20 protein-coding genes are annotated in these 21,182 nt (G+C 42.7%); 13 read left to right on the top strand and 7 right to left on the bottom strand.

The window, feature by feature from the left end; genetic code table 11:
* Positions 1 to 152: 152 nt before the first annotated feature.
* The 4 genes from ACR63T_RS00555 to ACR63T_RS00540 all read right to left on the bottom strand — a co-directional run bounded on the left by ACR63T_RS00555 (position 153) and on the right by ACR63T_RS00540 (position 4,138).
* Positions 153 to 1,148: an NADP-dependent oxidoreductase gene (locus tag ACR63T_RS00555; protein ID WP_472784420.1), complete on the bottom strand. Its 996-nt coding sequence runs from the start codon at positions 1,146 to 1,148 to the stop codon at positions 153 to 155.
* Positions 1,149 to 1,197: 49 nt separating this feature from the next.
* Positions 1,198 to 1,953 carry an endonuclease/exonuclease/phosphatase family protein gene (locus ACR63T_RS00550; RefSeq protein WP_201570905.1) on the bottom strand — a complete coding sequence of 252 codons (756 nt, stop codon included), beginning with the start codon at positions 1,951 to 1,953 and terminating at the stop codon, positions 1,198 to 1,200.
* A 110-nt stretch (positions 1,954 to 2,063) separates the two neighbouring features.
* Positions 2,064 to 2,900 (bottom strand): glutathione S-transferase N-terminal domain-containing protein, encoded by an 837-nt coding sequence (locus tag ACR63T_RS00545; RefSeq protein ID WP_472784419.1) that lies wholly within the window; start codon positions 2,898 to 2,900, stop codon positions 2,064 to 2,066.
* Positions 2,901 to 3,025: 125 nt separating this feature from the next.
* Complete coding sequence (locus ACR63T_RS00540) at positions 3,026 to 4,138, bottom strand: AOC03_06830 family ribosome hibernation factor (protein ID WP_305899298.1); 1,113 nt, start codon at positions 4,136 to 4,138, stop codon at positions 3,026 to 3,028.
* Positions 4,139 to 4,722: 584 nt separating this feature from the next.
* Between ACR63T_RS00540 and ACR63T_RS00535 the strand changes: the two genes are divergently transcribed.
* The 5 genes from ACR63T_RS00535 (at position 4,723) to ACR63T_RS00515 (ending at position 9,175) form a co-directional block, all read left to right on the top strand.
* The gene (locus ACR63T_RS00535; protein WP_472784418.1) at positions 4,723 to 6,903 is read left to right on the top strand and encodes a M3 family metallopeptidase; all 2,181 of its coding nucleotides are present in this window, start codon (positions 4,723 to 4,725) and stop codon (positions 6,901 to 6,903) included.
* Positions 6,904 to 7,161 carry a YheV family putative metal-binding protein gene (locus ACR63T_RS00530; RefSeq protein ID WP_472784417.1) on the top strand — a complete coding sequence of 86 codons (258 nt, stop codon included), beginning with the start codon at positions 6,904 to 6,906 and terminating at the stop codon, positions 7,159 to 7,161.
* A gap of 172 nt (positions 7,162 to 7,333) precedes the next feature.
* Complete coding sequence (locus tag ACR63T_RS00525; RefSeq protein ID WP_472784416.1) at positions 7,334 to 7,891, top strand: hypothetical protein; 558 nt, start codon at positions 7,334 to 7,336, stop codon at positions 7,889 to 7,891.
* Between the two features lie 30 nt (positions 7,892 to 7,921).
* On the top strand, positions 7,922 to 8,416 hold the full coding sequence (locus tag ACR63T_RS00520) for a M48 metallopeptidase family protein (protein ID WP_305899294.1): 495 nt from the start codon (positions 7,922 to 7,924) through the stop codon (positions 8,414 to 8,416).
* A gap of 192 nt (positions 8,417 to 8,608) precedes the next feature.
* On the top strand, positions 8,609 to 9,175 hold the full coding sequence (locus tag ACR63T_RS00515) for a hypothetical protein (protein WP_472784415.1): 567 nt from the start codon (positions 8,609 to 8,611) through the stop codon (positions 9,173 to 9,175).
* An 83-nt stretch (positions 9,176 to 9,258) separates the two neighbouring features.
* On the opposite strand, the gene ACR63T_RS00510 is transcribed toward ACR63T_RS00515, so the two are convergent.
* Positions 9,259 to 9,597, bottom strand: coding sequence for a DUF3817 domain-containing protein (locus tag ACR63T_RS00510; protein WP_305899292.1), 339 nt, complete (start codon positions 9,595 to 9,597; stop codon positions 9,259 to 9,261).
* A gap of 142 nt (positions 9,598 to 9,739) precedes the next feature.
* On the opposite strand from ACR63T_RS00510, the gene ACR63T_RS00505 reads away from it, so the two are divergent.
* From ACR63T_RS00505 to ACR63T_RS00495, 3 genes are all read left to right on the top strand, one after another.
* Complete coding sequence (locus ACR63T_RS00505; protein WP_472784414.1) at positions 9,740 to 10,432, top strand: cupin domain-containing protein; 693 nt, start codon at positions 9,740 to 9,742, stop codon at positions 10,430 to 10,432.
* A gap of 48 nt (positions 10,433 to 10,480) precedes the next feature.
* Positions 10,481 to 11,632: a flavin monoamine oxidase family protein gene (locus ACR63T_RS00500; protein WP_472784413.1), complete on the top strand. Its 1,152-nt coding sequence runs from the start codon at positions 10,481 to 10,483 to the stop codon at positions 11,630 to 11,632.
* Between the two features lie 61 nt (positions 11,633 to 11,693).
* Complete coding sequence (locus tag ACR63T_RS00495; protein ID WP_472784412.1) at positions 11,694 to 11,975, top strand: DUF503 domain-containing protein; 282 nt, start codon at positions 11,694 to 11,696, stop codon at positions 11,973 to 11,975.
* Positions 11,976 to 12,000: 25 nt separating this feature from the next.
* Here ACR63T_RS00495 and ACR63T_RS00490 read toward each other — a convergent pair whose 3' ends face one another.
* Positions 12,001 to 12,927 (bottom strand): glutaminase, encoded by a 927-nt coding sequence (locus tag ACR63T_RS00490; RefSeq protein ID WP_472784411.1) that lies wholly within the window; start codon positions 12,925 to 12,927, stop codon positions 12,001 to 12,003.
* A gap of 313 nt (positions 12,928 to 13,240) precedes the next feature.
* Here ACR63T_RS00490 and ACR63T_RS00485 point away from each other — a divergent pair, with 313 nt between their 5' ends.
* From ACR63T_RS00485 to ACR63T_RS00465, 5 genes are all read left to right on the top strand, one after another.
* Positions 13,241 to 14,560, top strand: coding sequence for a short-chain fatty acid transporter (locus ACR63T_RS00485; protein ID WP_472784410.1), 1,320 nt, complete (start codon positions 13,241 to 13,243; stop codon positions 14,558 to 14,560).
* A gap of 178 nt (positions 14,561 to 14,738) precedes the next feature.
* Complete coding sequence (gene rluF / locus ACR63T_RS00480; RefSeq protein ID WP_201570879.1) at positions 14,739 to 15,731, top strand: 23S rRNA pseudouridine(2604) synthase RluF; 993 nt, start codon at positions 14,739 to 14,741, stop codon at positions 15,729 to 15,731.
* Between the two features lie 480 nt (positions 15,732 to 16,211).
* Entirely contained in the window at positions 16,212 to 16,481 is a 270-nt protein-coding gene (locus ACR63T_RS00475; protein WP_472784409.1) for a hypothetical protein, read from the top strand.
* Between the two features lie 3 nt (positions 16,482 to 16,484).
* Positions 16,485 to 17,882, top strand: coding sequence for a DUF6895 family protein (locus tag ACR63T_RS00470; RefSeq protein WP_472784408.1), 1,398 nt, complete (start codon positions 16,485 to 16,487; stop codon positions 17,880 to 17,882).
* Positions 17,879 to 18,649, top strand: a complete 771-nt coding sequence (locus tag ACR63T_RS00465; RefSeq protein WP_472784407.1) for a TauD/TfdA dioxygenase family protein — start codon at positions 17,879 to 17,881, stop codon at positions 18,647 to 18,649. Before ACR63T_RS00470 ends, ACR63T_RS00465 begins: the two co-directional genes overlap by 4 nt.
* A 132-nt stretch (positions 18,650 to 18,781) precedes the next feature.
* Here the strand turns inward: ACR63T_RS00465 and pnp are convergent, their stop codons facing one another.
* Positions 18,782 to 20,896 carry a polyribonucleotide nucleotidyltransferase gene (pnp, locus tag ACR63T_RS00460; protein ID WP_472784406.1) on the bottom strand — a complete coding sequence of 705 codons (2,115 nt, stop codon included), beginning with the start codon at positions 20,894 to 20,896 and terminating at the stop codon, positions 18,782 to 18,784.
* Between the last annotated feature and the right edge of the window lie 286 nt (positions 20,897 to 21,182).

The following is a 21,182-nucleotide window of genomic DNA, read 5'->3' as shown; positions in this document are numbered from 1 at the left end:
GGCTTTAGTAAATTAATAAAAGCAATGACTTATAACCCTTATTATTTTGCTAACACATTTAAATCACTTGAAGATTAGCAGTCATTTAAGCACAAAAAACGCAAGATAAAGGCAGCCTCTATCTTGCGTTTTAGAGCTTTTATCATTATAAATTAGGTAGATACCTGCAACACGATTTTGCCAAAAGCATTGCCTTTTTCTAGCTTAGTATGCGCAGCGACCACGTCAGATAACGGATAGCTCTTTTGAATATGCAGCTTTAGGTTGCCAGCTGCGAGGTGCTGTAAGACGCGTGCCATGTCCTCGCCATTAGGTTTGACGGCATAGCCTTCGATAGTTAGCTGATCGCTACCTGCGGCTTTTAGCTTATCAACCCAGATCGTAGGCAGCACATACACTCGACCGTCTGGCTTAATAGTGCTGAGTGCACGTACCCCAGCATCATCGCCGACTAAATCTAGTAACACATCGGCTTGCAACTCTGGAAAGTCATCGTCTCTGGTATAATCGATCCAGCCTGTTAGCGCCTCTTTATCAACGAGCTGATCAAGCTTAGCGTATTTGTCTGGTGAGCAAATGACAGTAACTTTTATATTTTCACGAGTAATCTTTTCTGCCAATAGCTGAATAACTAACTGACCAACGCCACCTGCTGGCGCATTCATAACGATATGCTCACCTGATTTTATATCAGCAAAGTCCACGAACTGCACGGCGGTTTGACCAACACAAGGTAGCGCACCTGCTTGTTCTAGAGTAACGGACTCAGGCACCTGTGCTAGTAGATCAGCATCGACAGCGACATATTCGGCATAACAGCTGCTATCAAAGCTCAGTGCGGCGACTTTATCACCTACTGCAAATTTGTCGCTGTTGCTCTTAGCTACTGTACCTGCCACATCAAAGCCTAAAATAGCAGGCTTGTCTTGCTCAAACTTATCACGACGAATATTATCCGCGCCCCAGCCTTTGCCTTGACGAGTTTTATAATCGACGGGATTAATCCCAGCATAGGCTACTTTTATCAGTACTTGCTCGTCATTTAGTTCAGGAACAGCAACGCCGTCTTGATACTGCATGACCTCAGGTGCGCCAAACTCAGTGATTAAGACAGCATGTTGCTGGCTAGGTAGATTGTTAGTAGACATAGAAATGATTCCTTTTTTATTTATCAGGTTTTACTTTTTACTAAATAGTTTATAACAAGGCCAACTCTGCACTGATTGGCAAATGGTCGGATAGCGTTGACCAAGGTTTCCCCGTATGTACCCACGCATCTTTAACCGTCAGATTACGCACATAAATACGATCTAGGCTCAGTACAGGTAGCTTCGCAGGAAAGGTCGGTAGCAGCTTGCCATGACAGTGTCTAAAGGCTTCTGTCATCCCAAGGCTATTGGCTAATTTGTCGCAAGACATGCGCTTCCAATCGTTAAAGTCTCCTGCCAAAATAAGCGGCTGACCATCATCGATCTCGTGACGCACATAATCGCTAATCGCTTGATATTGTTTGACCCGATCGCGCTCAAAGAGATTAAGATGAGCGCATAACACCACTACAGGCCGCTCCCATCCTATGGGTTGTACTTCGCAATGCAAGACGCCGCGCTGCTCAAGTTTGTTGACGCTGATATTGACATTATGCTTAGGATCTAACGGAAAACGACTTAATACCGCATTACCGTGATGACCATTTTCATACTCTGAGTTTTTGCCATAGCTGTTTTCTAACTGCAAAAACTCGCCAAACCATTCATGCTGCGATTGATCAGGATATTCGTTATATTGCATATTACGCTTAAGGTTCTGCCCTTGCACTTCTTGCAGACACAAGATATCCGCCCCTGCCATATCCAATGCTTGGGCGATGCCTTGCATCTTTACCTGACGATTCATCGGCGACATGCCTTTATGAATGTTGTAGCTGGTCAATACAAAAGAGTCTGTAGTCATAGGTTTAGTAGTCATAGCATAGAGTGAGTTAATAAAAAGCAGTAAAAACTAATATAGCAAATATTGCAAACTAACGTTTGTAATAACGCTCTATTAGAAAGCTCAAACTATCAACCATAATTATATTCTAAGTAATTGATAATATCTTGCGACTCATACATCTTGGTATCGGTATTAGGATCGATAAGATAAGGAAATAGCAACTCACCCTTAATCTCCTCATTCATCAAATGATCGCGTTTGCCGCCTTTGATAGGCTGGTATTCACCCTTAGTTAAATGAAAACCAAATGCGCCAATATCTTGGATACGCTCACGAGCGACATTATGATTGATATAGCCTACCTCAAGCTCACTCAAGGTTTCTCTGACCAAACGGCAAAATGGACTGGCTTCAAAACCATACAGATGTAGCGGCTGTTTAGGTTTACCACGAGCTAAATTTTTCTTAGGATGCACCGCTTTTACCCCACGCATCATGGAGGCGACACTTGCCGCTTTATTGGCTAATGAGGCGTTATCCTTTTTATTTTGGCGCTGGTACTTATCTGGGGTAAAACCTTTTTTAGAATAATTAGCAAATAGATGATCGATAATCGCTTGTGAGTCTAATATCTGATCGCCCTCTTCGCCGTTAGCACCATCCACATTGTTTTCGTCAATCAAGAACGGTACTTGCGCTTTTCCTGCCAGCTCTTTTAGCTCGTCACGATAGACATGGCCTTTGTGCGGGCTTGGGCGACTCTCATAGTCAAGGTTAAGCAGTGTCATGACTTCACGGACGCGGCGTGAATAAGGACAGGCCTCAAACTCATACATTACCAGTGATTTCTCAGGTTGCATGGGATTGGCGGTACCCATCACTCCACGTCCACCACGTAGTATTAATGAGACAAACGCCTGCGCACTTTTGATTTTATGACCAATAGCATTATTAGGGATAATCATTATCGATACCTTTATAAAATAAAATATGTGATTTAGCACCAGAGCATGTCTTTAAACTAAAAGAGCATTGATCCTTAGTGAATCAATGCTCTACTTTAGATCTGTCTATGCTTGAGATAACCTAATTAATAGCGAGTCACTAAAGCTATAGGCTGATCAGCGCCCATAATCTCCTCTGGTAAGAAGATAACGTCGCCACCATTATGGATAACGTGCTCGATAATGACACCAATAGCATCATCAGTAACGCCTTCGCCAGCAGCGTCATCCACTAAGGCTAATGTCTGCGCTTTTTCATCGATTTTGGCAGGTTGAATATACCAGCGACGCACATACAAGGTCTCGCCTGCACCTTGGAATGCTCCCTGATAAACTTCCTGTAAGTCCGTACGTAGCATATTAGCGCCGCGAGCTTTATCGATCTCACCCATCGCCTGCATATGTAGCGAGCTACGATACTCTTCTATCGCCTCTTGTACCCCATCGATAATGTGCTGAGCGCTGCCATCATCAAGACGAGTAACATTGGTTACCGTTGCAATGATATTCTCTGGACGGTCACAGACTTCTTTATAGTAACCAACGTTTTTGGTATCACCGATAACCACAAGCGGCATTTTATGCTCGCCCCATAGCTCTTGGACGCTCTTATCAACTTGGTTGAAGTACTCTTTTAGATGAGCGCTCTCGTTATTCGCTGAACGGTCAGAGCCGCCATCGCTGGTCTTGTATAAGCCATTATTATCAATTGGGAATGGAATGTTTTCCATATTGTTTTGCTTATCTGAGTCTTTATCAAACTCCATGACCACACGATCATTTGACGCTTCAATTAAGCGAGCAACGTCACCCGTCAACACTACAGCATAAAAATGTACGGCACTTGCCATATCACGGACGAGATCACGAGTAGCAAAGCTATCTGATATCACTACACGCTCTTTCGTATCAAGTGGCATACGAATCAGCTGAACATCATCAGTACTAGCAAAAATAGCTAATGTATCGAGGTTATAATTATGATTCAAATCTTCGGTAACTTTGTGAATGTGCGCTAAGATAGTCGATGCTGTATTTTTATCGTATTCTTTATTCAGACGATCTTCGGCGACTTTGAGTTGGTTTTTGAGGGCAATAGGATCTTGTTCATTAGCAGGATGCTCACGGTGTGTTTTTACAAAAATACTTACCGCTGGATTGGCTTTAGATTCACGTAAACTTTTGAGAGTTGCTTTCATAAAGTATGCTCCTAGTTTTATTATCTTTAATTGCTGATTAACTTCTAATCCGCTCAGTATCGAATAACTCAATAATAAAAGACTATATAACAGATGGTTGACCCATGTGTGATTAGCCGATGAACTTATCTAAAATACTTTTTTAGTGATTCTAAAGAGCTACAAGTAATATAAATAGCTATAAGTAATTAGACTCGTTCTATTGAGTATCCTACAAAGTCATTTTTTATTCAATTGTTGTTTGACTCTATTTACTAGCCTAACAATTTCGTCCGCTTTGCTATAGGGCTAGTTTGCAAGCAAATGATATGCTTTGTAAGCGTGTCCATCACTATTGTATATTGAGAAATATTCCTGAAGACGACAATTTGTTTTGATTAAGCATTAGGACTATTGTATTGGGTTGTATTCGAAGTCAAACATACCCATTTCTTATTCATTCAGCACTTTTACTTATTGATAGTTAACATGATTGATAGTTAACATGCTTTTACTAACCCTATTTATTTTATAGCGTAATATTTTGACTCTCTATACTTATTCAACTACTACTATTCTTACCTTTTACTGCCTTTGGACTTCTTATGACTACTGTTATGACTTCTCAAAACTTGAATCTCGTTGACTTTGCAGCGACCGAGCCTACTGAGCTACAGGCTCAAGTGATAGACGCCATTAATCAAGCTAATGAATTCTTAAATACGCTGTCGGTATTTCAAGATAAAGACTTTACGCCAATCAGTGCTGAGCAAGCGCTAGATGACGTGATGAGCTTTGATCATATCAATCTGGCCTTAGATCGCAATTGGGGTATCTTATCGCATCTCAATAGCGTGATGAGTAACGATGAGATACGTCATATCCATCATGAGCTGCTGCCGACTCTATCGGCTTATGGTACGCGCGTTGGGCAACATCAACCGCTATTTGATCGTTATCAAACCATCAAGAATGACAAGGCATTCTTTGACCAGTTAGAGCTTGCGCGCGCTCGTGCTATTGAGCTAGCTATTCAAAAGTTTGAGTTATCAGGAGTGGCACTACCTAAGGCTGAGCAAGATAATTTTGCCGCGATTCAAAGTAAACTATCGACTTTGTCAGCGAAATTTTCAGATAATATATTAGATGCCACCCAAGCTTTTATGCTACCTATTGAGCAATCACAATTGGCGGGTATCACTGAAAGTGGACTTGGATTGTTGGCTGATACAGGTGAGCAGTACAAAGTTCGAATGCTAGAAAAAGAGGAGCTAACCCAAGCTGAAATCGATGATTTGCCTAGCCCTTATTATGTCGCCAGCTTAAATATTCCTGTATATATCGCGTTGATGACTCATGCTGATGATCGCGAGCTACGCAAAACGCTATATCATGCTTATGTCACCCGCGCCTCAGAGTTTGATGAACATATCAATGCTAAGAGCGAGTCACTGAATAACGCTGATATCATGAGTGAGATATTAGATCTTCGCGGGCAAAAGGCGCAGCTATTAGGCTTTGACAATTATTCACAAGTCTCACTATCGACAAAGATGGCGGACAATGTCACCGAGGTTGAGAAATTTTTACGCGATTTAGCCGTGCAAGCTACACCGACTGCTAAACAGGATCTAGAGCAGCTGCAAGACAGTGCCAAAGACTATGGTATTGATGATTTGCAACCTTGGGATAATGCTTATATCGCTGAAAAGGTGAAGCAAAGCAAATTCAGCTTATCACAAGAAGAGATTCGCCCTTATTTCCCTTTGCCAAAAGTTCTCGATGGGCTATTTGCTATCGTTGAGCGTTTATATGGTATTACCGTAAAAGAGCAACAAACTGGACAAAACGAAACGACTAATATCGCCACGCTCTGGCATGACGATGTGCACTTTTATCAATTGTTTGATGCTGATGATAGCTTAGTCGGCGGCTTTTATTTTGATCTATTCGCTCGCAGCGGTAAACGTGGCGGTGCTTGGATGAGCGGTTTTCAAGCGCGTTATAGTCATGATATTGAGGGCTATGATCAGCTACCCGTGTGCTTTATGGTCGGTAACTTTACTCCAGCGCTGGCAGGTAAGCCCAGCTTACTGACTCATAATGAAGTGTTAACCTTGTTCCATGAGTTCGGTCATGGGCTGCATCATTTATTGACCCAAGTGAGTGTCGGTGATGTCGCTGGCGTCAATGGCGTTGAGTGGGATGCCGTTGAGCTGCCAAGTCAGTTTATGGAAAACTGGGCGTGGGATGCTGAGGGTATTGCGCTGATCAGTAGCCATGTTGAAACTGGCGAGCCATTACCGCAAGACAAGCTTGACGCGCTACTAGCTGCCAAAAACTTTCAGAGCGGTATGCAAACCTTACGTCAGATTGAATTTTCATTGTTTGATTTGCTGATTCACGCGCAGACGCCAGCGCTTGATTACGAGGGTATTTTGCAGACTTTAGAGTCCGTACGCGATGATATCGCTATTACAGAAACGCCAGAATATAACCGCTTCGCTAATGGCTTTAGTCATATCTTTGCTGGTGGTTATGCGGCAGGCTATTACTCGTATAAATGGGCCGAGCTACTATCAGCTGATGCTTTTAGCAAATTTGAAGAAGAAGGTATCTTTAATGCTACTACAGGCAAAGCGTTCCGCGATACTGTGCTCTCAGTCGGTGGTAGCTTACCTGCCAAGACTAACTTTGAGAACTTCCGTGGACGCAGCGCCAGTATCGACGCCTTGCTACGTCATAGCGGCTTTAATGATGCCAGCGTTGATAAGGCGGCCAGCTAAATGCGCTATCAATCTCCTCGTCCCAAGCGTCAGTTTTTAGCGGGTGTCAGCTGTCCTAAGTGTCAGGCGATAGATGCGGTAGTACAAGTCAATATTACTGATCCGACGCCTGATGAATATATTGAATGTACGCAGTGCGGACATAGCGAGCATCGTCCTGATCCTGATTTGATAAGCGCTAAAAACAACGCTGAGGATCAGCTAGCTCGTGATGCTATGGCGACTGGTACGAGCGGCACGGTAAAGTTTAGAAATTAAAAGTTCAAGAACTAGGTGATACCATTTCCAAAATTAAAGTAGCGCGACAAACTTACGCAAGCACTACATCTAGTAGGCTGAGTTTAACAATGTCAATCGCACCTTTTGGGTTTGGTATAAGTATTGGGAGGTAAATACCATAGCTATTATTGAGCAAACTCATAGCCCTATTTTGAATAGCAAGGCACAAGTATTATTATTGCCCGTTAATAGCGCTGGCATATTACTCGATCCAGTATTGACACGCTGTAAGACGCTATATCCTGATAACTATCATCGCTATCATCGCGCCTGCCGTGATGGTAGCCTATCAGTCGGTGGCTGTCTGCTCCATAAACGCGAGCATGAACGCGCAGGACTGAGTGCTAATTCTAATAACAATCAGCCTATTCATATTGCCAATCTTGTCATATCTGATCACCCTTATCATCCTACACGCACGCGCTGGCTAGTGGCGGCTCTTAATGATTTAGGTCAGCAGCTTATGCCGTTGATACGCTATAAAGGCATCCGCAAGATGTCCGTATTGACGCGGCCGCTGATATCTAGCAATCAGACTGTCAGCAATTCGTCTAACAGTGCAATAAGCGATACTGATCTGAGCATTACTAATACAGTGCCTTTAGAATGGCAGTCTATTACCTTGCCCCTACTAATTGAGCATCTGCAAGACTTGCCCAAATTACGTATTGAGCTACATTTACCTAAAAATATCGATATTCCAAGCTAAAAAACAGTATTAAGAAATAAGGAAAATGCCGTGACTTCACCCACCCTAAAGTATATCGCCCATTATCCTGAGCACATTCAAACTCAAGCGGCGCAAATGATTAGCACAGGAACGCTGGGTGATTATATTCACAAAAACTATCCAACCAGCCATGAGGTACAAAGCGATAAAGCGCTATATCAGTATATTAATGAGATCAAAAACCAATATATGCGTAAAAGTGGCTCACTCACCCAAGTCAGTTATAACAGTAAGCTTGCGGTACTGAATCAGGCATTAGGTATTCACACCTTTCAGTCGCGAGTACAAGGCAGCAAGCTTAAATCCCATAATAGTATCACGGTCGCCAGCCTATTTAAAAAAGCGCCACCTGAGTTCTTAAAGATGATAGTTGTGCATGAGCTGGCGCATTTTAAACAAAAAGATCACGATAAAGCCTTCTATCAACTCTGCTGTCATATGGAGCCCGATTATCATCAGTTTGAGCTGGATACTAGGCTTTGGCTACAGTGGCAAGAGCAGTAAATTATTTAGCTAAGATACAAAATTTGTAAAGATAGTTTGTAAACGGATAGTACTGCTATGTTTCCTTCTGTGGCGCTTGCAAGGTAGATTTATAACCGGCTATTGCTTAAACCATAGCATCAGCTTACTATCGGCGAATCAATATTTATCGTAGCTAATATCTAAATGCTAACCCTATAAGGATTCCAAATTATGTCAAACAAAAATGAAGATAAAAAATCAGTGAAGAATAACGCAGTAACTGGTGTAGAAGTGGTAAAAGACGATACTGTCGTTTATGAAGATGGCGACTTTGAAGAGTACAATGCTGAACATGATCTAGAAGTTGACACCGATGCTAAGCTTGGTAATGATGACAAAGAATCAGATAAAGATAGCAAATCAAAAGAAGATAAGTCTGACAAATCAGACAAGAAAAATAAAGATAACAAAAAGTCTGATAAGAAAGCCAATGATAAAGACAGCTCTGACGAAGATGATAAGTCTGGTATAACGATGGCTGGTATCTATCAATGGGCAACTAAGCTAAGAGAAGATTTTAAATCTGACGCGGTAGACATGAAGCATGATGTCTCTGAAAAAGCGACTGCTATGATGCTTGGTAAATTGCTAGATGCCGTAGATATGGAATTAGCCGCTTTTGATAAGAGCTTAGATATCGCTAAAAATCTAATCGCTACCGCAGAAGAGCGCCGCAAAAAGATCGCTGCCAAAAAAGATAAATATCAAGGTATGATCGATAAGTTAGATCAAGAGTAATTGGTTTAATTAATTAGCTTCAAGCTTTATGAATCCAGTGTTAGACGTTTAGACTAAGCGTTTGACACTGGATTTTTTATACTTTATTGAAGGCTTTTCTTTAAAAAATGGTCAAATATAAAAGGCCCAAATGGCAAGAATGAACCGATTACACCGATAGGCATGGCCCATAGTGGTGTTTTTATTTTAGTGACCACTGTCATGAGTATAACGATATAGGCTATAAACAAGACGCCATGACCCATACCGATATACTTTACAGCCTCTTCAATACCCATCATATACTTCAATGGCATGGCAATACCGAGCAGTAGTAAAAATGAAGTACCTTCTAAATAACCTATGATAGTGAGGGCTTTTAGGACAGTGCGCTGATCTTGTTTAAGAGTAGTGATATGACTAGAGAGCTGAGCCTGTGACACTTGATTTTCCTTTTGTTATGATCAATAAATGATAGCTATGATACTGGCTTTGCCTACTACTTTGAAGGGCTAAGTCGCGCTAACAATGACTAGCGATACAAATAAATTGTTAAACCTACTAACCGCTTTTTTGGAAAAAATTATGCTTATTAATGCCGACTTTTCACAACGTGCAGCATTAGCCTTTGAGGACTATCAGTGGGTTGATTCACCACAAAAAGGCGTTGAGCGCGTCATGCTTGATCGAGTAGGCGCAGAAAAAGCCCGTGCTACCAGTATTGTACGCTATGCGCCCGACTCATACTTTCCCCATCATTTGCATCCTGGTGGCGAGGAGATACTCGTACTATCAGGTACTTTTTCTGCGGATGATACCGATTATCCCATAGGCTGGTATATACGCAATCCACCGACATCAGGGCACCAGCCTTATAGTGTCAAAGGTGCTACCATTTTTGTCAAACTCTGGCAGATGTCTACTGATGAGCACCAGCATGTGGCTATCGACACTACAGACGATAGCAACTGGCAGTTACAAGGCGATCGTCAGATTTGTCCGCTATTCTCTGATGACGATGAGCAAGTGAGCCTACAGCGACTGACTGCAAGCCAGCCACTGTTTATGACCGAAGTAGTAGGCGGCGTGGAGCTGCTAGTGATCGCAGGTGAGCTGATTGAAAACAAGCAGACTTATAAGTCTGGCAGTTGGCTACGCTTTCCTATAGGCACACTTCCACAAATAAGCGCAGGCTTAAAGGGCGTCACTGTCTATCTTAAAACGGGACATCTAGCGCAGATAAAACATACGGATATCGCAGCGCTATTAAATGAGTAGATAAGAGTAGTCATAATATTTTAATCGGTTTTAATAAAGGATTTTGAGATGAAGCAAGCTTCTGTTGCGATTGTAGGCGGTGGACTAAGTGGTCTGTACGCGGCCCTATTATTAGAAAAAAAAGGTATTGACTATATCCTATTAGAAGCTCGTCCTACGCTTGGTGGTCGCATTATCACTACTCGCTCTGCTACAGATATGCCCTTAGAGTCTCCAAATACTGACGCGACAACAGCCCTATCAGCTGACAACTTTGATTTAGGCCCGTCTTGGTTTTGGCCTGACTTTCAGCAGCAGCTTGGTCAGCTTATCGATGAGCTACAATTAGAGAGCTTTGAGCAGTTTGAAGAGGGCGATATGATGGTTGAACGCTCGGCTCATGAGCCCGCTATACGTAGCCAAGGCTATAAAAGCACTTCGCCATCAATGCGTCTAAAAGGAGGTATGGCAGCTTTGATCAATGCCTTATATAACCGTTTAGATCGAAATAAAATTATTACCAATCAACCAGTTCATCAGATAAACAAGACTGATGAGTATATTGAGGTTATTAGTAAAGACTCATCTGGACAGCTGACGACTTGGCAAGCTGGGCATATACTACTAGCGCTACCACCACGATTGGCAGCAGCCAGCATAGCTTTTACCCCTGCTCTACCGACTGATCTGACAACTCAATGGCATAATACAGCGACTTGGATGGCACCTCATGCCAAATACTTTGCAGTTTATGATACGTCCTTTTGGCGCGATACAGGATTATCAGGAGAAGCGCGTAGTGCGATAGGGCCTCTTGTTGAGATTCATGATGCCTCCATAACAGAGGGTAGCGGCGCATTATTTGGTTTTATTGGTGTGCCAGTACAACAGCGCCAAAGCATCTCTGAAACAGTACTAAAAGAGTATTGTCGCGCACAACTTGTGCGTTTATTTGGCGCAGAGGCAGGTACGCCAAAAGCTGAATATCTCAAAGACTGGGCACAAGATCCATTTACCGCGACGATTACTGATATTGATGTCAATGCGGATAGTTATGGTCAGCACGCTACAGCACCTAATGCCACCGCAGCCGCAGGCGTCTGGCAACAGTGCTTAACGGGCATCGGTAGCGAATGGTCACAGCAGTTCTCTGGCTATACGGCTGGTGCTATCGATGCGGCAAGCATAGCCGTACAAAACTTGCCTGATTGTAGACAATAAGTTTTTTAGCAATCAGCGCTTCATTAGCTCAACTTAGAAACGACCTATCAAGGAGACTATAGTGCACATCGGTATTTTAACGCTAACTTTTACCCTACCAGGATGCAGCTCTCTAAAAGAAAAGCGTCAGCGTATGGGCGGTCTGCATGAGCGTATCGGACGTAATCCTGCAATAGCAGTATGTGAAAGTGGTGAGCTTGATCGGCATGATGCTAGCGAATGGTCTTTTGTAGTCGTAGCGACTTCTAAACGCAAAGTTGAATCGTTATGTAATGAGATTGAAGAAAAGGTGCAGCGCACGGTGGATGCAAGAATAATGGATGTAGTGCGAGAATTTATTTAATTATTAATTATATCAATAACTTATTTTAATCCGAAAAAACAGACCAGCCTGTTTTCTCTACCAGCATCTCTAATGCTTTTAGGCCAAGTTTAGAGTTGCCGACAGGATCAAGCCCTGGTGACCATACTGCAATTGAGCCTTTGCCTGGCGCAATCGTTAAGATACCACCACCTACCCCACTTTTACCTGGTAAGCCGACACGATAAGCAAACTCACCGGAACCATCGTAGTGACCGCACATCATCATCAGCGAGTTAATCCGCTTGGCGCGCTGTGGATTAATCACCCTCACCCCAGTATGTTGATTGACACCATTGGACATCAAGAATCGACCTGCACAAGCTAGCTGCTGGCAACTCATCGCAATCGAACATTGATGAAAATAGACCCCTAATACCTTATCTACGTCATGCTTGATATGACCAAATGACTTCATAAAGTGGGCTAGTGATGCATTACGATCTTTGTGCTCCATCTCAGACGCTGCCACTTTATCATCGAAACGGATCGAGTCATCATCAGCGATAAAATGCACGAACTGTAGAATCTCAGCCAATATCTCTTTGGGTTCATGCCCCATCATAATGGCGTCGACTACCGCAATTGCGCCAGCATTAATTAGTGGATTACGCGGCATACCCGATTCATACTCTAATATGGTAATTGAATTAAAAGGGTCACCCGATGGCTCACGGCCGACATGGTTCCAAAGCGCATTGCCTAATTTGCCAAGGGCGATGGTCAAAGTAAATACTTTAGAGATACTTTGAATAGAGAAAAGCGTACTGGCATCACCCGCTGAATAGACTTGCCCATCAGGTGTCGCAACGGCAATCCCGAACTGATTTGGATCGATATGAGCGAGCTGTGGAATGTAATTTGCCACGTATCCACGTTCAGTCTCACTTGCCATCTGAGCGGCAATATCATCAAGTATCTGTTGCATATTCATTGGATAACCGTATTTTTACTAATTTATTCATTATTGATGATTTTAGCTGAATAACTGAGGGTAAGGAGGGTTTATTTATTTTTACCTTAGATCCGCTTTTATTTTCAGAAAATAACTTTCATACACAAATCATTTTCTAAAGATTGGAAGGATTTTTCGATACCTATCCTATGTGCTCTTGAAGAAGAAAAATAATTTAAGCAGTCAATACAGCATTAAAAAAACAAGTTACAAATGAATAGATAAGAATAAAAAGACAGAATGAGGTAGCATTGAAAATTCAATAAAAATTTGGACATAAGGGAGTTAAGAAATGAAGGGAATCACACATTTTTCGAACAGTTTGATGGAAAAGTATTTACCAGATCCATTTTTATTCGTTATCATCTTAACCGTCGTGATTTTCGGTCTAGGCTTAGGCTTAACCGACTCCTCACCTTTACAGATGGTAGCTTTTTGGGGTGAAGGGTTTTGGGCATTACTCGCTTTCTCAATGCAAATGGTGCTAGTGCTTGTCACTGGTTTCGTATTGGCAAGCAGTCCGATATTCAAAAAAGGCTTAGGGAAATTGGCGAGTTTTGCAAGCTCGCCAGGTAGTGCGATTATTTGGGTAACCTTAGTATCACTTGCAGCAAGCTGGATTAACTGGGGGTTTGGATTAGTTATTGGTGCGTTGTTCGCAAAAGAATTAGCGAAGCGTGTTGAGCACGTTGATTATCGTCTACTGATTGCCAGTGCATATTCTGGGTTTATCATTTGGCATGCTGGATTTTCTGGATCGATTCCGCTGTCAATTGCAACAGAAGGGCATCCATTCGCTGACAAAATCGGTATTATTCCAACGAGTGCGACTATTTTTGCTAGTTACAACTTGATCATTGTCGTAAGTTTGGTGATTATTGTTCCTTTATTAAACCGTTTTATGATGCCAAAAAAAGAAGATACCGTGACCGTCGATCCGAAGCTTCTAGTTGACCCAATCGTTGAGGAGCTTCCTGAAAAGTCAGCTATGACTCCAGCAGAACGTTTGGAAAATAGCTGGATTTTATCCATGGTAATCGGTGTAATGGGAATTGCTTTCATTGTTTATTATTTTGCACAAAATGGATTTGCCTTAACCTTAGACTTAGTTAACTTTATGTTTTTATTTCTTGGAATTATGTTCCATGGAACGCCTCGCAAGTATCTTATTGCTGTTCAGGAAGCGGTCAAAGGAGCAGGAGCCATTATCGTTCAGTTTCCATTTTATGCAGGCATTATGGGTATGATGACGGCATCTGGTTTGGCAGGAGTGATGTCAGACGCGTTTGTTAACGCTTCAACAGTGGACACACTGCCACTTTTTGCTTTCTTAAGTGCAGGACTAGTTAACTTTTTTGTTCCTTCAGGTGGTGGGCAGTGGGCTGTACAAGCACCGATCATGTTAGAAGCTGCAGAAGTGCTTGGTAGTGATCCTGCGAGAGTTGCTATGGCTGTCGCATGGGGAGATGCTTGGACAAACATGATTCAGCCGTTCTGGGCATTACCAGCGCTAGCAATTGCTGGCCTTAAAGCTAAAGACATCATGGGATTTTGTGTCATTGTATTGATTGTCAGTGGCGTGGTGATTGGTTTAGGGCTGTTATTTTTATAGGTAAAAGTTAGAGTTTGTCAATCAATAATCGCACCAGTATTTCTATTTGCACTGTTCTAAGGAAATTCTAGGTTTTGACCATCACTCCTAAAATGGGCACTGAATTTCCTATATAATGTGGGCTATCTTATTGTTAATACTCCATTCAATTTAGGCTTTTTAGCAAAAAAGGCGTTTTATGTTTAACCAATCCTCGACTCGTTTAAATAAATACATTAGCGAAAGCGGCATTTGCTCTCGCCGTGACGCTGACCGCTTCGTTGAACAAGGTAACGTCTACGTCAATGGCAAACGTGCTCAAGTAGGCGATCAAGTGGTCTCTGGCGATACGGTAAAGGTTAACGGCCAGCTCATTGAGCCGCGAGAGCCCGATGATTTTGTGTTTATCGTATTGAATAAGCCAGTGGGCATTGTCAGTACCACTGAAAGTTCTGAGAAAGATAACATCGTTGATTTCGTACGACATAGCACACGTATTTTCCCGATTGGCCGTTTGGATAAAGACTCTCAGGGGTTGATCTTTTTGACTAGTAATGGTGATTTAGTCAATAAGGTATTGCGCGCTGGTAATAACCATGAAAAAGAATATCTAGTGACGGTGAATAAGCCAATAACCGATAGTTTTATTGAAGGTTTGGCTGGTGGCGTGCCAATGCTAGGCAAGATAACCAAAAAGTGCCCTGTGACTAAGATCGCGCCTACTGTGTTTAATATTACGCTAGTACAAGGTTTAAACCGTCAAATCCGCCGTATGTGTGAGCATTTTGGCTATGAAGTCGTCAAGCTTGAGCGTACGCGGATTATGAATGTCAGTCTGAAAGGGACTCCTGTTGGCGATTGGCGCGATTTGACCGAAAAAGAGTTAACAACTTTACTTAAATCTATAGAAGACTCTTCTTCACAAGACAGTCATTCGGGTAAGAAATCTAGTAATACACCACGAAAAAAATCTCGCTCTAATAATAATAGCAATAACGCATCAAAATCACCTGCAAACTCAAAGGGTGCAGCAAAAGGCAACGCTAAACATTCCAAGGATGGTGCTAGTAAACCAGCAGGTTCTAAAGGCAGAGATAAGCGTCCTTTTAATGATGGTAAGAAATCTGGCGGTAAAGGCAGACCTGCTACCAATGGTAAGCGTCCTGCAAGAGGTCGAGGATCTAAGCGATGATCGAAATCTTGGGTTGAGTTGGTTAACTTCATTTAGGATAATTTATAATTGATGCTGCATACAAATCTAGACAACTTAAGGGGTCTGGATTTTTTGATGACACGTATCTATGCACTGAAAAATAGACAATAAGAACCGATAAGTTATAGCGATTATATTTTTTAAGTGTTCATTTGCTTAATATCGCAGTCTAGGTCTAATACACACTATGACAATATCTACCTGACCTGCTTACCAGTTGTACTCTACCATCGATTTGTCAAACTTTGCTTTTGTCGCAAATTTTCAAAGTTTTCTGATCAAAAACACATAAAATTATTCACTCTGGTTCATACCTTTATATTCACTTTAGTTAATATATATATTTACTTTAGTTGATATAACTGTTATACCTAATACATACTCTTTTCAATCATATGAGTATATGTTGCAATAGAAAGTGTTCTGATTCAGGACACTATGTGAAGAAGGAACTTCATCATGGAAAAGAAAGATGTAGCTAAATTAGCTGAGGCATTGCAGAAAGCTGGTGCAATGAACCTTGATATGAAAATCGGCGATCTACTAAAAGTCGAAGGCCTAAGCACACTTGACCCAAATAGTCCGGTTGGCGCAACTTTGATTGCTTGGGATGGTTATGTTGCAATCCTACCGTCTAAAGCTAGAGACGATCTAGCAGTCCGTGACAAAGATATACGTGCGGATTTAGAGGGCAAGCTTCGCGATGTTCTCTCTGATCCTCGGAAGTAACAAGTGAATAATAAATGGTCAGAGCTGGGCTGGACTTGCTTAGATAGCATACGTTCAGCCCAACTTCTTACACGTCTAAATGCATCTTTGGCGTGGGCCACAACTACTGTAAGTCTTGCTCGGCTTGATGCACCGTTATGGTACCCTGAAGACACTGACATCATGGTACGCCCAATTGATAAAATGATACTCGAAGCCTCTCTATTAGCACTCATAGCTGGTCGCTGTGAAGATGCCCGAACCGCTGCTAAAGATCTTATGCAAGAGGTAGCAAAGCATACGGAGGTAGCCTCTAGGCTCTATGAACTCATCCGACGACGGCCTCACCTGCGGACATCTATTGGTTTATTGTGGGTAGCGCTCGATAGTTTTGATTGCGGAGACGCCGACCAGCGGATTTCAATGCGCGAGCTATGGAAAAGCGAGCCGTTCCCAGCGCAACCCCATGAGCGTTCACCATATCGTTTATTAGACCAAGCTTGGGTCAGAAGTAAAGCAAAAGGCGAGGTCGATCCAGTAATTGCAACGGGAGCACTAGTACCGTTTACATCCCTTGGCAATCTCGATGGCGCTCCGTTCATGCCTCGTAATGATCTCTATGCCTTGACTCATACCGCGATGTATATAACTGATTTTGGAGAATGGTCGCAACCAGACACATACTCTTCAGAGGTGATTGGTGGAATAACCCTATCTCGCTTGATGGAAGGAGATTTTGATCTCGCAGCAGAACTTGCGCTCGCTGATGTGCTGGTTGGAGATCAAGCTTGCAATGGTACTCAGGTAGCCGTGCGTGCCGTGCTTAACGATGTTTTCGATGCCATCGGGCGTATACCATCTCCATCGTTCGAACAATCAGATTATGACTGCGCAGTCGATCAAGATACTTATCTTCGCTTCCATTCTTATCACACTACCTTTGTCTACGCCCTTCTTTGCTACGGTATCCTACGAGATCAGAATCGCCAAAGTCTCAAATGGGAACCTGCATTAAGTACTTTTGAAGAACGATATTGGCACCCTAGTGAAATGACCTCTATTTCTAATCCTATTAGTAATCTGAGCGCACTAGTAGCGAAACATACACAGGAATGGACTGCTGCATGTATAGCTAGAGGAGTGCCTTTCAATGAAGACGAAACAGATCTTCTGCGCAGCGTCCTCGACGGTCATTTAGTTCATGCGGTTCAGAATGACCAAGTTGATGATATATTACAGCTCTTGAGCATGTCTGGAATTGCAGGGCAAAGCCAAATTGATCGATTGGTGCGCAAGCATATCAGTCAGCGTGCTCGGTTGGCTCGATCCTGTAAAAACGATAAAGTGTTGGCAGAAAAGGTCGCCACAGACTTCGAACGCTCAGCGCTTGTACCTCAATTGCAATCGGCGCAAGTGTCATGAAAACACGTCGTATAACGCCTATTCTAGGAATAGAGGCTTGGCCAGCATCCTTAGAGTCAATCGACTCAGACGAAGTTTGGGAGTTGTTGGCCAAGTACGGCGTGCTTGTACTCCGCGGGTTAAAAGACGTCAGTAGAGAAGAGTTCGTCGTCTTTGGAACACGGATAGGCAATCTTGAGGAGTCGCCCCGACCCGTGCTTGGATTTTCGACATTGACCAGTTTTACCCATGATGCTACTCACCCTGCAACTGAAAATATCTGGCATAGTGATATGAGCTTTTTGACTTCACCACCATTAGGAAGAATAATTAGAGCAAAAGTATTACCAGAGTCTGGCGGAGACACTCTGTTTGCTGATATGCGCTGGGTGCTTGATAATCTTCCAAAAGGGATTTCTGAAGCTATTGAAAATTTAGAAGCAGAACACGACATCGTAAAACATGCTCCTTTAAACAAACATAAAGAATTGAATACTCATTGCCCACCTACGACTCATCCCCTTATTAAGTTTCATCCAATATCTAATGATCGTTACCTTTTCTGTAATACAGCATATACTACTCGCGTCTTAGGCATCACAACTGATGAGAGCAAAGCTTTATTAAATTTTCTTTTTGCTAGTGTACTTATGCCAGAAGCACAATGCAGGGTGCGCTGGGATTTAGAAACAATAGTTATATGGGATAATAGACACTTACAGCACTATGCAGTTGGTGATTACTTTCCAGCTACTCGAAGTATGGAAAGACTTACGTTCATCGATTAGTGGTAGCTATTAGGTTGAATGAAGCTTATAAAACCTAGCAGCAATGTTTCAGTCATTGTTAAAAAATCTATCCACAAAAAAACCGCCCTAACCAAAAAGTTAGAGCGGTTTATTTAATTCTAAATAAAGCTATTACTCAGCAGCTGCATCCTGCTCAACACCCTTCATAGTCAACTTAATGCGACCACGGTTATCAACGTCTTGTACTAGTACATTAACAGTCTGACCTTCTTTTAGATAGTCAGAGACATTCTCTACGCGCTCATCTGCGATTTGTGAGATATGCACGAGGCCATCAGTGTTCGGTAGGACGTTTACAAATGCACCAAAGTCAACGATACGTGCGACTGTACCTGCGTAAGTTTTGCCTACTTCAACTTCAGCCGTTAATGCTTCGATTTTGCCGATAGCGGCTTTAGTTGCCGCTTTATTCTCACCAAAGATACGGATAGTACCGCCATCATCGATATCGATAACCGCACCAGTCTCTTCAGTTAGCTGACGAATCATCGCGCCACCTTTACCGATGACGTCGCGGATTTTATCAGGGTTAATTTCGATGACCGCATAGTTAGGTGCATGAGCGTTGATTTCAGTACGGCTCTCTGGCAATACTTTATTCATCGCGTCCAAGATATGAATACGACCTGCGTGAGCTTGCTTGAGCGCTTGCTCCATGATATCAGGAGTGATACCTTCGATTTTGATATCCATCTGTAATGCTGTGATACCGTCTTTAGAACCAGCAACTTTAAAATCCATATCGCCAAGATGATCTTCATCACCTAAGATGTCAGACAAGACTGCGAAGCGTTCGCCTTCTTTGACTAGACCCATCGCGATACCAGCAACTGGTGCTTTGATTGGTACACCAGCATCCATTAACGCTAGACTTGCACCACATACAGACGCCATAGACGATGAACCGTTTGATTCAGTGATCTCAGATACCACACGGATGACGTATGGGAAGCGATCACTATCAGGTAGCATGGCTTGGACACCACGGCGCGCTAAGCGACCATGACCGATTTCACGACGTTTTGGAATACCTTCACGACCGGTCTCACCTACTGAGAAATGCGGGAAGTTATAATGCAACATGAAATGATCACGGATAGTACCCGCTAGTGAGTCAATCATATTGACGTCACGGCTGTTGCCTAGAGTCGTCGTTACCAATGCCTGCGTCTCACCACGAGTGAATAACGCAGAACCATGAGTATATGGCAATACACCGACTTGCACATCAAGCGCACGTACCGTATCTAGATCTCGACCATCGATACGTGGCTTACCAGATAGGATGCTATCACGAACCGTACGATACTTAAGATCGTTATAGATGTCTTTTAGCTCAGAGACATTGTTGATGTAGCCATCAGACTCAGCATCGCCTGCTAGTGCTGCGATAGCGGCATCTTTGATTTCATCAAGCTTCGTATAGCGATCTTGCTTATCTTTAATGCTATAAGCGTCAGCGACTTGCTCGCCGAACTGCTCTTTCATACCTTTTTCTAAAGCTTCATCATGCTTTGGCGCTTCGAACTGTTGCTTGGCCGTGCCGATTTCTGCTGCCATAGAGGCAATATTATCGATGACGATTTGCTGTTGCTCATGACCGTATAGTACCGCACCTAACATTTGATCTTCTGATAGCTCTGCCGCTTCTGATTCAACCATCAGTACTGCGGATTTGGTACCAGCAACGACTAAATCAAGATCGCTTGTTTTAAGCTGCTCAATCGTTGGGTTCAGTACATATTCGCCATTGATAAAGCCGACACGCGCTGCAGCAACTGGGCCATTGAATGGCGCATCAGAGATAGCTAGAGCAGCTGAAGCACCGATTAACGCTGCGATATCAGCTGATTGAGTTTTGTCAGAAGATACGACAGTAGCCGTAATTTGGACTTCGTTAACATAACCTTCAGGGAATAACGGACGGATTGGACGGTCAATTAAGCGTGAAGTTAAAGTTTCATTTTCGCTCGCACGGCCTTCACGTTTGCCATAAGCGCCTGGAATCTTACCAGCGGCATACATTTTTTCTTGATAGTTAACCGTTAGCGGAAAGAAGTTTTGACCTGATTTTGCCTCAGACTTGACCACTGCAGCGACTAGGACAGTGACGCCGCCCATATGTACCATGATAGAGTTGGCTTGACGGGCTACGCGGCCAGTCTCAATGATGACTTGTTGATTGCCATACTGAAATTCACGGGTGATAGTATTGAACATTGACATAAAATTTTTCCTAATGTTGAGTGTCTAAAGTGATAAAAGTGATAAAAGTGATAAAAGCGACTTTTATCGATACAGCCTCTAATATCACTCTTTATAATATTTTTATATGAATTCAAAATGCTGTCGTTTTAACGGGTTTGCAGCTATTTAGCGCTCACATACGGTTTTAAATACTGGTGTTCGTTAGTATATCTGCTCTGTGTACTAATTTAACGTGTGGCTCTATTGTGCTATTTAAATCAAACTATTCAAATTCGGTAATACGTTGCTACTGACTATTCATGCC

The sequence above is a fragment of the Psychrobacter sp. M17(2026) genome (genome assembly GCF_055699815.1).
The sequence above is the reverse complement of the archived record's forward strand: the minus strand, read 5'-3'. Positions and strand labels throughout refer to the sequence as shown.

Excerpts from the sequence above, each read along its gene's own strand:
- ACR63T_RS00555 (WP_472784420.1), bottom strand. The coding sequence starts at position 1,148 with ATGTCTACTAACAATCTACCTAGCCAGCAACATGCTGTCTTAATCACT.
- ACR63T_RS00550 (WP_201570905.1), bottom strand. The coding sequence starts at position 1,953 with ATGACTACAGACTCTTTTGTATTGACCAGCTACAACATTCATAAAGGC.
- ACR63T_RS00545 (WP_472784419.1), bottom strand. The coding sequence starts at position 2,900 with ATGATTATCCCTAATAATGCTATTGGTCATAAAATCAAAAGTGCGCAG.
- ACR63T_RS00540 (WP_305899298.1), bottom strand. The coding sequence starts at position 4,138 with ATGAAAGCAACTCTCAAAAGTTTACGTGAATCTAAAGCCAATCCAGCG.
- ACR63T_RS00535 (WP_472784418.1), top strand. The coding sequence starts at position 4,723 with ATGACTACTGTTATGACTTCTCAAAACTTGAATCTCGTTGACTTTGCA.
- ACR63T_RS00530 (WP_472784417.1), top strand. The coding sequence starts at position 6,904 with ATGCGCTATCAATCTCCTCGTCCCAAGCGTCAGTTTTTAGCGGGTGTC.
- ACR63T_RS00515 (WP_472784415.1), top strand. The coding sequence starts at position 8,609 with ATGTCAAACAAAAATGAAGATAAAAAATCAGTGAAGAATAACGCAGTA.
- ACR63T_RS00505 (WP_472784414.1), top strand. The coding sequence starts at position 9,740 with ATGCTTATTAATGCCGACTTTTCACAACGTGCAGCATTAGCCTTTGAG.
- ACR63T_RS00500 (WP_472784413.1), top strand. The coding sequence starts at position 10,481 with ATGAAGCAAGCTTCTGTTGCGATTGTAGGCGGTGGACTAAGTGGTCTG.
- ACR63T_RS00490 (WP_472784411.1), bottom strand. The coding sequence starts at position 12,927 with ATGAATATGCAACAGATACTTGATGATATTGCCGCTCAGATGGCAAGT.
- ACR63T_RS00485 (WP_472784410.1), top strand. The coding sequence starts at position 13,241 with ATGAAGGGAATCACACATTTTTCGAACAGTTTGATGGAAAAGTATTTA.
- rluF (WP_201570879.1), top strand. The coding sequence starts at position 14,739 with ATGTTTAACCAATCCTCGACTCGTTTAAATAAATACATTAGCGAAAGC.
- ACR63T_RS00475 (WP_472784409.1), top strand. The coding sequence starts at position 16,212 with ATGGAAAAGAAAGATGTAGCTAAATTAGCTGAGGCATTGCAGAAAGCT.
- ACR63T_RS00465 (WP_472784407.1), top strand. The coding sequence starts at position 17,879 with ATGAAAACACGTCGTATAACGCCTATTCTAGGAATAGAGGCTTGGCCA.
- pnp (WP_472784406.1), bottom strand. The coding sequence starts at position 20,896 with ATGTCAATGTTCAATACTATCACCCGTGAATTTCAGTATGGCAATCAA.